General features: G+C 59.7%; 14 protein-coding genes. 5 read left to right on the top strand and 9 right to left on the bottom strand.

The features are described from left to right. Positions 1-23: 23 nt before the first annotated feature. Positions 24-1,775, bottom strand: coding sequence for an aa3-type cytochrome oxidase subunit I (gene ctaD / locus ACTU46_RS09645; RefSeq protein ID WP_443381346.1), 1,752 nt, complete (start codon positions 1,773-1,775; stop codon positions 24-26). Between the two features lie 775 nt (positions 1,776-2,550). Here ctaD and ACTU46_RS09640 point away from each other — a divergent pair. Beyond that, the gene (locus ACTU46_RS09640; protein ID WP_443381344.1) at positions 2,551-3,000 is read left to right on the top strand and encodes an SRPBCC family protein; all 450 of its coding nucleotides are present in this window, start codon (positions 2,551-2,553) and stop codon (positions 2,998-3,000) included. A gap of 317 nt (positions 3,001-3,317) precedes the next feature. Here ACTU46_RS09640 and ACTU46_RS09635 read toward each other — a convergent pair whose 3' ends face one another. Next, positions 3,318-3,485 (bottom strand): hypothetical protein, encoded by a 168-nt coding sequence (locus tag ACTU46_RS09635; protein WP_443381342.1) that lies wholly within the window; start codon positions 3,483-3,485, stop codon positions 3,318-3,320. A 483-nt stretch (positions 3,486-3,968) separates the two neighbouring features. Further along, positions 3,969-4,976 (bottom strand): class 1b ribonucleoside-diphosphate reductase subunit beta, encoded by a 1,008-nt coding sequence (gene nrdF, locus ACTU46_RS09630; protein ID WP_443381341.1) that lies wholly within the window; start codon positions 4,974-4,976, stop codon positions 3,969-3,971. Between the two features lie 556 nt (positions 4,977-5,532). Here nrdF and ACTU46_RS09625 point away from each other — a divergent pair. Both ACTU46_RS09625 and ACTU46_RS09620 read left to right on the top strand, forming a co-directional pair. Continuing rightward, positions 5,533-6,021 carry a ferritin gene (locus tag ACTU46_RS09625; RefSeq protein ID WP_443381339.1) on the top strand — a complete coding sequence of 163 codons (489 nt, stop codon included), beginning with the start codon at positions 5,533-5,535 and terminating at the stop codon, positions 6,019-6,021. A 202-nt stretch (positions 6,022-6,223) separates the two neighbouring features. After that, the gene (locus ACTU46_RS09620) at positions 6,224-6,937 is read left to right on the top strand and encodes a FadR/GntR family transcriptional regulator (RefSeq protein WP_443381337.1); all 714 of its coding nucleotides are present in this window, start codon (positions 6,224-6,226) and stop codon (positions 6,935-6,937) included. 339 nt (positions 6,938-7,276) lie between these two features. Here the strand turns inward: ACTU46_RS09620 and nrdE are convergent, their stop codons facing one another. The 4 genes from nrdE to ykgO form a co-directional block, all read right to left on the bottom strand. Continuing rightward, a complete protein-coding gene (nrdE, locus tag ACTU46_RS09615) occupies positions 7,277-9,388 on the bottom strand; it encodes a class 1b ribonucleoside-diphosphate reductase subunit alpha (protein WP_443381522.1) in 2,112 nt (703 codons plus the stop codon). A 211-nt stretch (positions 9,389-9,599) separates the two neighbouring features. After that, positions 9,600-10,064 (bottom strand): class Ib ribonucleoside-diphosphate reductase assembly flavoprotein NrdI, encoded by a 465-nt coding sequence (gene nrdI, locus ACTU46_RS09610; protein ID WP_443381336.1) that lies wholly within the window; start codon positions 10,062-10,064, stop codon positions 9,600-9,602. Between the two features lie 136 nt (positions 10,065-10,200). Further along, on the bottom strand, positions 10,201-10,434 hold the full coding sequence (nrdH, locus tag ACTU46_RS09605; protein WP_443381334.1) for a glutaredoxin-like protein NrdH: 234 nt from the start codon (positions 10,432-10,434) through the stop codon (positions 10,201-10,203). Between the two features lie 579 nt (positions 10,435-11,013). After that, entirely contained in the window at positions 11,014-11,136 is a 123-nt protein-coding gene (gene ykgO, locus ACTU46_RS09600) for a type B 50S ribosomal protein L36 (RefSeq protein WP_018341343.1), read from the bottom strand. 201 nt (positions 11,137-11,337) lie between these two features. Here ykgO and nadE point away from each other — a divergent pair, with 201 nt between their 5' ends. After that, positions 11,338-12,177, top strand: a complete 840-nt coding sequence (gene nadE / locus ACTU46_RS09595; RefSeq protein WP_443381332.1) for an ammonia-dependent NAD(+) synthetase — start codon at positions 11,338-11,340, stop codon at positions 12,175-12,177. Here nadE and ACTU46_RS09590 read toward each other — a convergent pair. After that, entirely contained in the window at positions 12,174-12,449 is a 276-nt protein-coding gene (locus ACTU46_RS09590; protein ID WP_443381330.1) for a DUF7218 family protein, read from the bottom strand. The genes nadE and ACTU46_RS09590 overlap by 4 nt on opposite strands. An 86-nt stretch (positions 12,450-12,535) precedes the next feature. Beyond that, a complete protein-coding gene (locus ACTU46_RS09585) occupies positions 12,536-12,961 on the bottom strand; it encodes a pyridoxamine 5'-phosphate oxidase family protein (protein WP_443381329.1) in 426 nt (141 codons plus the stop codon). Between the two features lie 152 nt (positions 12,962-13,113). Between ACTU46_RS09585 and ACTU46_RS09580 the strand changes: the two genes are divergently transcribed. After that, the gene (locus ACTU46_RS09580; RefSeq protein ID WP_443381327.1) at positions 13,114-13,875 is read left to right on the top strand and encodes a DUF6882 domain-containing protein; all 762 of its coding nucleotides are present in this window, start codon (positions 13,114-13,116) and stop codon (positions 13,873-13,875) included. Positions 13,876-13,943: the final 68 nt, after the last annotated feature.

The raw sequence follows: 13,943 nt of genomic DNA, 5'->3' as shown, positions 1-13,943 counted from the left end.
CTTAGTCAGGGGCACAGTTCCTGTTAGATATTGCTGCGAACTTCTGCCGGAGTCGGTGAGTCGGTCTTCTCAGACCGGAAATCGTGCTCACCCGTGTGTGCCTCGCGGCGCATGCGCTCCACCATGTGCGGGTAGTGCAGCTCGAAGGCGGGGCGCTCAGAGCGGATCCGCGGCAGGGAGACGAAGTTGTGGCGCGGCGGCGGGCAGGCGGTGGCCCACTCGAGCGAGTTGCCATAACCCCAGGGGTCATCAACGGTGACGACCTCGCCATAACGCCAGGACTTGAAGACATTCCAGACGAAGGGGATGACCGACAAGCCAAGGACGAAGGCGAACACCGTGGAGATCTGGTTGAACATCGTGAAGCCATCGGAGTCCAGGTAGTCGGCGTAACGACGCGGCATGCCCATGTTGCCCAGCCAGTGCTGGATGAGGAAGGTGCCGTGGAAGCCGACGAAGGTCAACCAGAAGTGGATCTTGCCCAGACGCTCATCCAGCATACGACCGGTCATCTTCGGGAACCAGAAGTAAACGCCAGCGTAGGAGGCGAAGACCACGGTACCGAAGAGGGTGTAGTGGAAGTGGGCGATCAGGAAGTAAGAGTCAGCCAGGTGGAAGTCCAGCGGCGGGGCAGCCAGCATGATGCCGGTCAGACCACCGAAGAGGAAGGTTCCCATGAAGCCGACCGCGAAGATCATCGGGGTCTCCCAGGAGATATGCCCCTTCCACATGGTGCCCACCCAGTTGAAGAACTTCACACCGGTGGGAACGGCGATGAGGAAGGTCATGAAGGAGAAGAAGGGCAGCAGCACCGCACCGGTGACGAACATGTGGTGAGCCCACACCGCCATGGAGAGGGCGCCGATGGCCAGGGTCGCGAAGACCAGTCCGATGTAGCCGAACATCGGCTTACGGGAGAAGACCGGGATGATCTCGGAGATGATGCCGAAGAACGGCAACGCCAGGACGTAGACCTCGGGGTGGCCGAAGAACCAGAACAGGTGCTGCCAGAGGATGGCGCCACCGTTGGCCGGGTCGAAGATGTGTCCACCGAGCTTGCGGTCATAGAGGACACCCAGGGCCGCCGCGAGCAGCAGCGGGAAAATCAGCAGCGCCAGAATGGAAGTGACGAAGATGTTCCAGACGAAGATCGGCATGCGGAACAAGGTCATGCCGGGTGCTCGCAGGCACAGGATGGTGGTCATCATGTTGATCGCGGAGGCGACGCTACCGATACCAGCCAGGCCGACACCCAGGATCCACAGGTCAGCACCCACACCAGGGGTGTGGATCTTGTCAGACAGCGGGGAGTACATGGTCCAACCGAAGTCAGCGGCACCACCCGGGGTCAGGAAGCCGGAGAGCATGAGAATGCCGCCGACACCAGTGATCCAGAAACCGAAGGCGTTCAGTCGTGGGAAGGCGACGTCGGGCGCGCCGATCTGCAGCGGCAGCACGAAGTTGGCGAAGCCCCAGACGATCGGAGTGCCATAAGCCAGCAACATGATGGTGCCGTGCATGGTGAACAGCTGGTTGAACTGCTCGTTAGAGAGGAACTGCAGACCCGGCGTGAAAAGCTCCGCGCGGATCAGTAGTGCCATCAGACCACCGGCAAAGAAAAACAAGAAGGACATGATGATATACATGATGCCCAGCTGTTTATGGTCGGTAGTGGTGAGCATGAGCCAAGCCTTAGAGCCCGTGCGCGCATGCCCAGTCGGTGTAGGCCTTGTCGGTTCGACGTAATCGTCGAGCCTCGGCGCCACAGCGGTCATAGAGTCCTCCTGACTACGAGACAGCCCTGCGAAGATCAGGGCCGTCCAAGTTTTACACCGCCTTATCTTAAAGGAAGTGTAAGAATATTTTCCAGCCACGGGGGGCCGGTCACCGGACTGAGTCTATAGCCGAAACCCGAGTTCAGGTAGTTAGCCCCTGCACTAAGCCCCCTTCCGGCCGAAGGAGTCAGAACACCAGGAAGCGCCGGAGTGATTGCCGCCACATCCGAACTATGTAGAATCACAGAATTCGGCACCGCTGAAGCTCATCCCCCACCCCCGGCCGGGGTCAAGCTAAAGGATGATCCAGGTGGCCATTTCCCGGCCAAAGACGTCCGATCACAGCCTAAATGTTCCCCTCAGACCCCAAAACGAAGGCACCCCACACCCCCTCAGCGACGCGCGGGATAGCAGGCCCCGGGAGCAGGGATCGTCGATAAGCACTGCCCCGGGAAACAAGAAACGCCTGTGCCGCCCAGCCCGTTGGGGCCGGCGACGCAGGCGGTACTGGAAGCTAACCGGCCGCGTGATCCCGCGGATTCTTGGGGTCGCAGCGGGGGCGCGCCCGCTCCGCGCCAACTTGCACATTGTTTCCCCTCGGGGTGAGTGCTCGGCACACTCCCCCGCGTATTCGCGCACTGCGCAGACCTCAACGCGAACCTAAACGCACGGTGTCCACGACGGGGAAATCACCGGTAGTCGATCGGACGTTTGCGGCGTAATCTATATTTCACTGGGCTTGTGCGCTAAAAGTATCGCGGCATCGGAGGATAACATGATTATCGTCGAGACGTCCGTGGAGATCGAACGACCTGTGCCTGATGTGTTCGACTTCATCGCCGACATGACAAACGCGCCGCTGTGGCAAACGGGACTACACTCCGTGCAGCGCATGCCACCAGGGCCGGTGAGGGTTGGCAGTGAGCATGTTTTCGCTCGTCGCTTCGCCGGCCGCGAACTGAAGTCCCGCAATCGGATCACCCTCTATGACCCGCCGTTCCGGCTCGGCTTTGAGATCCCTGACGGCCAGATGAGCGGCCACGCAGTCTATGAGGTGACGCCGACCGATCTCGGGAGCCGAGTCATCTGCCGAATGGAGTTTCAGACCTCCGGCGTCAGTCGTTTCGCAGATCCCCTGCTGACCCGAATATTGCGCCGCGACGGCCGACGTGATGATCAGCGGTTGAAGGCACTGCTAGAGCATCGCCCGGCACCCACGAAGTAGAGCCCATAGTGAGCGGTGCGAATTCGAGTGATCTTAAGGGCGAGTTCCTGGTCACGTTGCTCGCGCGCAGAGGCTACCCTGGACCGGGATGCGTAGTATGCCACTTTCTCATTCAGCGGGATGGATGGTCTAGATCCGCCGCGAAGAAAGCCGAAGCTGATTTCAAGGATCTGGTTCGCGCTCCGCAGCTCACGTACCTCGCGTTCAAGCTCCTGAATACGAGCTACCTCAGTAGTGGTAACTCCGAGGCCGGGCGTACGCCTTCGTTGATTTCTTCTTTCTTTACCCAATCACTGAGTGTTTTCTGGGTTGACCCCTCATTGGTCGGCGACGCGCTTCATTGCACCGCAGAATGTCTCCGGGTCTTGCCGAGCGTCGACGGCCATTCGTGTTGCTCGTTCGCGGAGCTCTGCGGGGTGGAGTTCCTTCCTGCCGATGATCAACAGCGTCTTGCCGAGCATCGTCGGATCGGACTCGATGTACACCTCCATCTGCGACTCTAGCCCAATCGCAGTTGACATGATCTAACTCAGCTTGTCGCCGTCCGCGTGCCACAGCCCCATTCCTACTGCCACTGTCATCGCTCCTTCGCTAGAACAGCGAAGAGCGCCGCCAGTTTAATCTCACGGTCAAGATCATCAGGATGTCCAAAGATGTAGTTACGACGCGATCAAACAGCAGCAGGGCCTGGGACTCTGATCCACGATGATGCCGAGCCCCTCTGTGCCCCTCCCCCGGTAGAAGCACCAAGATCCCCGGAATTCTGCAGAAATTGAGCTCTGCCGTTCACGACGAGGGGCACAAAGTGGCACAGCCTCGGCCACATGCCATCCCGAACGGATATTCCTGTTCTTTTCTGTCCTCCTCATGCCTTTTCAGAGAGGACAAGAAAGAGGCCCGAACCTGCGAGATTTCGCAGATTCGGGCCTCTGAACAGGCTTTTCAGCCGGAACTTCGGAGATTAACTCCTAGAAATCCCAGTCATCATCGGTGGTGATTTCAGCCTTACCGATGACGTAGGAGGAACCGGAGCCGGAGAAGAAGTCATGGTTCTCATCGGCATTCGGAGACAGCGCAGAAAGGATGGCCGGCGAGACCTTGGCCTCATCCGCCGGGAACAGCCCCTCATAACCGAGGTTATTCAGCGCCTTATTGGCGTTGTAGCGCAAGAAGCGCTTGACGTCCTCGGTCCAACCGAGATCGTCATAGAGATCTTCGGAGTACTGGGTCTCGTTCTCGTAGAGATCGTAGAGCAGATCGAAGGCGTACTGCTTGAGCTCTTCCCGACGCTCCGGAGTCTCCCGCTCCAGGGCCTTCTGATACTTATAACCGATGTAGTAGCCGTGCACCGCCTCATCACGGATGATCAGACGAATGATATCGGCGGTGTTGGTCAGCTTCGCATGCGAGGACCAGTACATCGGGAGGTAGAAGCCGGAGTAGAAGAGGAAGGACTCCAGGAGCACGGAAGCGATCTTGCGCTTCTGCGGATCATCACCCTCGTAGTAGGAGAGGATGATCTTCGCCTTGCGCTGCATGTTTTCGTTTTCCTCGGACCAGCGGAAAGCATCATTGATCTCCGGGGTCGAGGCCAGCGTCATGAAGATATTGGAGTAGGACTTCGCGTGCACCGACTCCATGAAGGCGATGTTGGTGTACACCGCCTCCTCATGCAGGGTCTGCGCATCCGGCATGAGCGAGATGGCACCGACTGTGCCCTGGATGGTGTCCAGCAGGGTCAGACCGGTGAACACCCGCATGGTGGCCCGCTTCTCCACCTCCGTCAGGGTCTTCCAGGTCTTGACGTCATTGGACACCGGAACCTTCTCCGGCAGCCAGAAGTTGGAGGTCAGGCGATCCCAGACCTCGAGATCCTTATCATCGGGAATCTCATTCCAGTTGATGGCGACAACCGGCTGCGGGTGAGCCTCGATGAAGGGCTCGTATGCATCCTGCGGGGCAGAATCATCGGACATTTATCTATTCCCCTTAGCTAAAACGTGGGGCCCGACGCAGAGTCGGGCCAGTCTCTGGCAGATTCTATCAACTTATAAGACTAGTTTGGCATCGGACCGAAACACGCAGCTCAACACCTCATAGCGCCGTGAATTTCAGGTTCCGGCCAGGCCCGGACCCGATCAGGAGGATCCGGAGGAATCCCGGAGAATCAGCCATCTACCTTAACCCACATCGGCCACCTGTCTATTCCGCACCGCACCCCATTCACGCCCCTCCCCATCCCCCGCCCAGCCGATGAAACCCCAACCCACCCTCAGGAATGTGGCCCAGACCCACAGCAAAAGAAAAGTAATGAGGGCAGACACATCTCGAGATGTCCCAACCGCCCACTTTCCGAAGGAAAAGGCGCTCTTCGGACCCGGCAACTTTCAAAAATGGGCCATTATGGAGCACTTCCCCCGGCGAGGGGAGCCTAACTTTGGCTACCATTGCTTCACAATTCTGTCAAAAATACCAGTTAAGCAGGCCTTACCTTAGGTGACACCCCGGAAAAGCTGATTTATGATCTGTGGCATGACCATTCACGAAGAATTCCAGCAGGCCCTCAACGAGCAGATCACCGCAGAGCTCGAAGCCTCCCTCGTCTACCTCCAACTCTCCTATGCCCTCGATGATCTCGGCCTGGTGGGCATGCGCGACTGGATGAAGAACCAGTCCGAGGAAGAGCAGGTACACGCTGCCAAGTTCTCCCAGCATCTCCTCAATCGCGATGTCCTCCCCCAGATCGGTAACATCTCCGCACCGATCGTCAAGGTCGAGTCCGCTCTCGAAGCTTTCGAGGCCGCCCTCAACCACGAGAAGATGATCTCCGAGCGCATCCGCCGCCTCGCAGAGCTTCAGATCACCCACAAGGACTACGATTCCCGTCCGCTGATCGACACGTTCCTCGCGGAGCAGGTCGAGGAAGAAGCCACCATCGACGAAATTCTCGACCGCATCAAGATCGTCGGCAACTCCGGTTCCGGCATTCTGCGCATCGACGGCGAACTCGGCGCCCGCTAGTTCCCCACCCCTCGGCCCTTCGTTGATTTCCCGGATTCCCCTCGGAGCACTGCCTGATGGGAGTATTATTCTATCTATTACATAACCTGGAACCATTTCATAGACAAAACAACATCGCAGTCGTTGTTCCGCCTCGGTGGATTTCACTAATCATCGAGATTTATGAGCATGTTCCGAGTTCTTTCAAATAGAGGAGAATCCAATGACGAGCCCCCGTCATGGTCCCGCCGCCCCACTCCTGGACAGTGTCCTGGATCAACTGGGACGGGAGATCATCAGCAGTGTCCTTCCCGAGGGGAAGACCTTTACCCTGCAGGATCTCAGCCAACGATTCGATATCTCCCGCACCGTCGCCCGAGAAGCAATGCGAGCCCTGGAACAACTGGGACTCGTCTCATCCTCACGACGTGTCGGGATCACCGTCCAGCCCCGGTCACATTGGGTCGTTTTCAACCAGTCGATCATTGGCTGGCGGCTGGAATCCGCAGACGAGCGCCGTGGACAGCTGCGCTCGCTCAATGAACTACGGATCGGGGTCGAGCCCGTTGCCGCCCGACTCTGCGCTGAAAATGCCACTCCGGCAGAACGTAGCCGTCTGGTTCAACTGGCGGAGGAGCTCAACGCCCTCGGTATGGCTGAGAAGGGTGCCTCCGATGAGTTCCTCGAACTGGACATCACCTTCCACAGCCTGCTTCTTGAGGCCTCCGGCAATGAGATGTTCACCGCGCTGATCCCACCCATCGTCACCGTCCTCCGCGGCCGCACCGCCTTCGGTCTCCAGCCCGACCGTCCGGATGAGGAAGCACTCGAGTGGCACCTGCAACTCGCTCAGGCGATTCAATCCGGTGATGGCCCCGCCGCAGAACGCCACTCCGAGAAGCTGCTGGAAGAGGTCAGGGACTTCCTTTCCGCTTAGCTTCAGGCAACACCCGATCCCGCCCCGCTGCGCCGCCGAAAGATCACCATGATCTCCGGCGGCGCAGTTTTGTCATGTCAGCCCGGCGCCCCGCTCCCCGCTCACTCGGTGCCCTGACGCCTTAGATTCGTGCACAGCGGCGCAATAAGGTTCAGCGCATACATTCCCCCGGCGATGCTTCTCGACGCTGCGCACGTGCCCCGGCCGCAGCTCCCGGGCAACGACGCCTAACGGAATCCCAAAAACGGCTGCCTCCCCATCCATTTCGGATGGGGAGGCAGCCGTTTCGAATCCGGCCCAGACTTTCAGGCCACGTTGCTCAGTTCGATCATCTGAGGCTTAGAGCATGCAGCTGACGCAGCCCTCAACCTCGGTGCCTTCGAGGGCCAGCTGGCGCAGCCGGATGTAGTACAGGGACTTGATGCCCTTGCGCCAGGCGTAGATCTGCGCGCGGTTGAGGTCACGGGTAGTCACGGTGTCCTTGAAGAACAAGGTCAGGGAGAGACCCTGATCGACGTACTTGGTGGCCACGGCGTAGGTGTCGATGACCTTCTCGTAGCCGATCTCATAAGCGTCCTGGAAGTAGTCGAGGTTGTCGTTGTCCAGGTGCGGGGCCGGGTAGTAGACACGGCCGATCTTGCCCTCCTTACGGATCTCGATCTTGGAGGCGATCGGGTGGATCGAGGAGGTCGAGTTGTTGATGTAGGAGATGGAGCCGGTCGGCGGAACAGCCTGCAGGTTGCGGTTGTACAGGCCGTGCTTCATCACGTCGAGCTTGAGCTGTGCCCAGTCCGCCGCAGTCGGGGTTTCGATCGTGGAGTTGGCGAAGATCTCCTTGACCTTGTCGGTGGTCGGGGCGAACTCAGCCGGGTTATAGCGCTCGAAGAACTCACCGGAGGCGTACTCGGAGTTCTCGAAGCCACCGAAGGTGGTGCCGTGTTCCTGGGCGAGCTTGTTGGAGGAGCGGATCGCGTGGAACATCACGGCAGCGAAGTAGGCGTTGGTGAAGTCCAGACCTTCATCGGAGCCGTAGTAGATGTGCTCGCGGCCGAGGTAGCCGTGCAGGTTCATCTGTCCCAGGCCGATGGCGCGGGAAGCTTCATTACCCACCCGGATGGAGGGGACGGAGTCGATGGACGTCTGCTCGGTCACGGCGGTCAGGCCGCGGATGGAGGTCTCGATGGTTTTGGCGAAGTCCGGGGAGTCCATCGTCATGGCGATGTTCAGGGATCCCAGGTTGCAGGAGATGTCCTCGCCGATGGTCTCGTAGGTCATGTCCTCGTTGTAGGTGGAGGGGGTGTTGACCTGGAAGATCTCCGAGCAGAGGTTGGACATGTTGATCCGGCCCTCGATCGGGTTGGCACGGTTCACGGTGTCCTCGAACATGATGTACGGGTAGCCGGACTCGAACTGCACCTCAGCCAGGGTCTGGAAGAACTGGCGGGCGTTGATCTTGGTCTTGCTGATCCGGTCGTCCTCGACCATTTCCTCATAAAGCTCGGAGACGGAAATATCGCCGAAGGGCTTGCCGTAAATGCGCTCGACATCGTAAGGCGAGAAAAGGTACATGTCATCGTCGTTGCGGGCCAGATCAAAGGTGATGTCGGGGATGACCACGCCGAGGGAAAGCGTCTTGATGCGGATCTTCTCATCGGCGTTCTCGCGCTTGGTATCCAGGAAGCTGAGGATATCCGGGTGGTGCGCGTTGAGGTAGACCGCACCGGCACCCTGACGGGCACCCAGCTGGTTGGCGTAGGAGAAGGAATCCTCGAGGAGCTTCATCACTGGGATGACACCGGAGGACTGGTTCTCGATCTTCTTGATCGGGGCACCGGCCTCACGGAGGTTGGACAGCAGCAGGGCCACACCGCCACCGCGCTTGGACAGCTGCAGGGCGGAGTTGATGGCGCGGCCGATGGACTCCATGTTGTCCTCGATGCGCAGCAGGAAGCAGGAGACCGGCTCGCCGCGCTGGGCCTTGCCTGAGTTCAGGAAGGTCGGGGTGGCGGGCTGGAAACGTCCGGCCATGATCTCATCGACCAGGTTCTCCGCGAGCTCCTTGTCCCCGGCGGCCAAGGTCAGGGCAACCATGCAGACGCGGTCTTCGAAGCGCTCGAGGTAGCGACGACCGTCGAAGGTCTTCAGCGTGTAGGAGGTGTAGTACTTGTACGCACCCAGGAAGGTCTTGAAGCGGAACTTGTGGCCGTAGGCACGCTTAAACAGTGCCTTGATGAACTCGAACTCGTAGGGTTCGAGCACCTCTTGCTCGTAGTAGTTGTTCTCGACGAGGTAGTTCAGCTTTTCCCGCAGGTTGTGGAAGAAGACGGTGTTCTGGTTGACGTGCTGCAGGAAGTATTGACGGGCAGCCATCCGGTCCTTGTCGAACTGAATCTTGCTGTCCTCATCGTAGAGGTTGAGCAGGGCGTTCAGTGCGTGGTAGTCCAACTCCATCGGGGTGATGGGCTCGGCAACAGCGGTTTCCTGGGGAGACACGTTTTTGCACCTTTCAATGTGCTTCTAAGCGATGTGCTTGAGATTCTGACTCTATTAGTTTCAAACCAGCTGGGGCGGGTTCGGATTCCAGCGGACCCCTGCGGGCCACCCCGAGGGCGGCACTCGCTGACAGGATCAGCCCGCGGGTTTCCGGGGCACTCCGGCAATTCTAGGAACCGCCCGAGGAATGCGCCACCACCGGGTCTTGGAGTGGCTCAAGACCAAGCGCTTCGGCATTGTCCACCAACCCGGCCCGGAAGACCCGGACGTCTTCCTCATTGCCCATGAGCTCGAAACGGTAGACATAGGGCACCTGGCATTTGGCGGAGATGATCTCACCGGCCTTGCCGAAGTCGGAGCCGAAGTTATTGTTTCCGCCGGCGGCCACCGCGCGGATAAAGCTGCGGTTCTTCTCATTATTGAGAAAGCGGATCACCTGCGGTGGCACCGGCCGCGAGTTCTGCTGGGTCATGCCCGCGCCGCCACCGTAGGTGGGGCACACGAGCACGTAGGGCTCGTTGATAATCAAGGGTTCATCACTCCGGTGCAGCGGAATCCGCATGCTCGGCAGGTCCAGCTTTTCCACGAAGCGATGTGTGTTTCCTGTTGCTGAGGAGAAATACACGACCAACACTTCGATCACTTCCCTTCAACTGCGAAAGCCGCCCAATGCTAGTAGGCGGCGTAATGGTGATGCAGTACTGCTTATCGACGGCCGCGCCGGCCGCAGTCCGTCGGCCCCTTAACCGGGGCTCGGGGGCCAGCGAAGGCTAGGCAGCCTGGGCGACGAGCTCGCGGATGCGCTCCGGACGGAATCCGGACCAGTGCTCGCCGTTGACCTCGACCACCGGCGCTTGGAGGTAACCCAGGGCCATGATGTAGTCACGCGCTTCGTCATCCATGCTGATGTCGACGCTCTCGTAGTTCAGACCGGCACGGTCCAGAGCCTTCTTGGTTGCGTTGCACTGCATGCAGGCGGGCTTGGTGTAGAGAGTGATTGCCATGATTATTCCTCGTCCTCTGGGTAGCGCTGGGCCGCTAAATCTTCTTGCCAGGAGATTGATTCTTCGGCTTCGGTATCAGCTCTGCAAGACTTTCCGCACTAGCTGCCGTGCCCTTCCTGGCGACACCATCGACACTATACTTTGTGCCGCTAACCTGCAAATAGTACTACATGTAGTAGTTACAAGAGTGGAATTCCCAGGATGAGAGCCGCGCCAAGACTACATCTAGACCCTGCCTGAAGATCATGGCCGATGCTTTTGAATAACAAACCTGTCATTTCCGCAGGGGAGCAAATTTGACGTTACCCAATTGTTATCTTCGGGGCGCGATAATCCGCCGCCAGCCAGACCCTCCCCGGCCCCGGGGACATAACGCGGCCGATGCCTGCAGGACAGCATCTCCCACCCGCCGGGCGTGGACACCTAGCTAGAGGAAGCCCGAAAATCACGGCTTCGGGCTCCAAACATGCCCCGCCCTGCAGCTATTTCTTCACCGCCGAAACCTCGGGAACCAACCCCGAACATGCCGAAAGCCATCCATCCCGGAGGGGATGAATGGCTTTCAGGGAACCTGAGTTCTTAGCCCTGGCGAGCCTTGAAACGCGGCTCCTTCTTATTGATCACGAAAACTTTACCGTGGCGACGCACAACCTGAGCGCCCGGCTTGTTCTTCAGCGACCGAAGTGACTTACGAACCTTCATCGGGCGCTCCTTTCTGTATGCGCGAAGTTGAATCTTGCGACTAGGTGAAATTTCATTGAGCCATGACTCCAGCCTGGATTAACCCGGCGAATCCACGGTCAATGACACGAGGTGAAATGTTACCCCAGGACTCCCTAAAACAACAAAACACCAACTCTTTCCACCCACCGTTCCCCGAAACAGCTGGACTAGAGTGGTCTCATGTCACTTCAGCCGGATACCCTCCAGTCCCAGATCATCGCCGCTCTCTGTGTCCAGCCCGAGATCGATCCGGGAGTCGAGGTGGCCACCCGGGTGTCCTTCCTCGTTGATTATCTCCGCAGTGCCCACGCCAGTGGATTCGTCCTGGGCATCTCCGGCGGACAGGATTCCACCCTGGCGGGCCGGCTGGCACAGTTGGCGGTGGAGCAGATTCGGGCCGAGGGCGGTGCCGCGGAGTTCTGGGCGATGCACCTGCCCTACGGGGTCCAGGCCGATGAGGATGATGTCCGCGCCGCGCTGGAGTTCATCTCCCCCGACCAGGTCACCGGCGTCAACGTCAAGACCGCCACTGCGGCCATCGCCGGAGAAGTCGCCTCGACGCTGAGCCAGCCGACCCTGCGGGATTTCAACCGCGGAAACATCAAGGCCCGGCAGCGGATGGTCGCCCAGTACGCCCTCGCCGGCGAGAAGGGACTGCTGGTGATCGGCTCCGATCATGCTGCAGAGAACCTCACCGGGTTCTTCACCAAGCATGGTGATGGCGCTGCGGACCTCCTACCCCTGGCCGGACTGAACAAGCGCCAGGGAGCGGATCTGCTCAAGCACCTGGGCGCCCCGGCAGCGCTCTGGGAGAAGGTGCCCACCGCTGATCTGGAGGATGACCGCCCCGCGCTTCCCGATGAGGTTGCACTCGGGGTCTCCTATGAGCACATCGACAACTACCTCGAAGGAAAGCAGGTACCCGAGCACGCCCGGGAACGACTCGAACACCTCTGGCGGATCGGGCAGCACAAGCGTCATCTGCCGGCCGGCCCGAAGGATCAGTGGTGGCGCGCCTAATGGTTTCGCAGTGCCTTGATCAGTTCCGCCTTATTCATGCTGGAACGGCCCTCGATCTCTAGTTCGGCGGCCCGCTCATGCAGTTTCTCAACGGTCCAGCCCTCATAGGATCCGGCTTCACCGCCCTTGCGGCCCACCTCCTCCCGGGAGATGTTGGCTGCCGCATTGGCGATCCGGGCTGCCTTCTCCTTGCTCGCACCGTCCTCGCGGAGGGCTTCATACACTTCGTTGTCTTTGACACTGGGGCCGGGATCGGCCTTCTTCTCCACCATGGGGGTCTCCCCTTTCAGGTCGCCTACCCCCGAGCCTAGCTATCTCAACCGAGCACGGCCGAGGAGCCCGCGGCGTCGATAAGCGATCAGTAGCGCTCTGGCTCCTCGGTAATCGCGAAGGCCCGGCCGCTGACCTCCACCGGGGTGATGCGCACCCAGTTGTACTTCAGCGTCGGCGCCCAGGGTTTGAGATCCAGGGTGTCCGCGAAGTGGATCTCCTTGATGTCCTTGAGTATCTCCGCTTTGCCCTTGATCACGACGGACCAGGCGTGCCCGTCTTTGACCTCATCGGCTTCAAAGAGGACATCGGCGTTGAGGCCGACGGTGAACAGCTTGCTGCCTTCGGCGGTCCGCAGGTAGACCCGTCCCGCTTCATCCAGCACGAAGTTAACCGGGAAGATATCCATGTCATCGCTGCGGCGCACCACAACGCGGCCGAGCTTCACCGAGTTCAGCTTCTCGCGGGACTCTTCAATATTCAGAACCTGAAAGACACTGTCATCTGTAGTCATGACTCCCATTATCCCCGGTTCACCGGCGGCGTGGGGCGGTTGTGTGCCAGGTAGGGGTGTTGGTGAGGGAATTCACCTCCTACCGTGGGCAGGGGTAGCTTCTCCACCAGCCGGACACCTTGACAGGTGAGGATTTCCCTTAACCTGGTTCCATGATGAATCAGATCCGCCGCGTTGCACAACGCGCCACTCTCTTCTCCCAGATCCGCCAAGAACTCTTCAATGAATGGCTCGAGGAAAAATTGGGGCCAAACGAGTATTTCATCGATACCCAGACGCCTATTTTCTCCTTCAGCAGCCAGGATCAGGGTACAGCAGCTGCCGTACCAGGCAGCACAACTCCCAGCATCACCAGCCAGCCTTTCCTCCTGGCGACCATCGCGGTGGATCCGACCACCATGCTCTGGGGTTTTTCCGCCGATCACGAGAAAAGTACCGGCCCGAATCCCGCGGCCCGGGGTGTTCAGCAATTCGGTGTCGAACAACAGCTCGCCGCCTTCTCCACCGAGGAGATCCCCTACACCTTCGAAGGGGAGCAGCAGGCCCACCAGATCAATCTGCTCAGCCATGACGCCGGGCAGGCCGCGGTAGAGATCTTCGGGCCGGAGATCCTCTACTCGAGCGTCCCTACCGGGGAGGCCGGCGCCCGGGCGGTGTACCTGCACACCAATCTCTCCGAGGCACCGCCGAAGCCGGATTTCCCGCAGGTACTCTCCCGGCTGCCCCGACTCTTGCAGAACTGCGATGATATCGGCTGGTCGCTGGCGGGCATGGCACGGCTGTTGGGTTGGCGCTTCGAGCCGATGCAGACCCCGAACACCTGGCTCTTGGCCAGCGAGCTGGGGCAGCTGCTCAAGGTGTCGGTGGAATATGACGAACAGGGACGACTGAGCACCGTGGGAGTGAAGGGCTGAGCAGACCCCGCCATTCCCCGGCCTTCCGCCCCGGCAGCTCCGCGCGCCACGACGATCCCCCGCCCGAA

This window comes from Corynebacterium sp. A21, assembly GCF_052266655.1.
In the GTDB taxonomy this organism is placed as follows: domain Bacteria; phylum Actinomycetota; class Actinomycetes; order Mycobacteriales; family Mycobacteriaceae; genus Corynebacterium.
The sequence above is the reverse complement of the archived record's forward strand: the minus strand, read 5'-3'. Positions and strand labels throughout refer to the sequence as shown.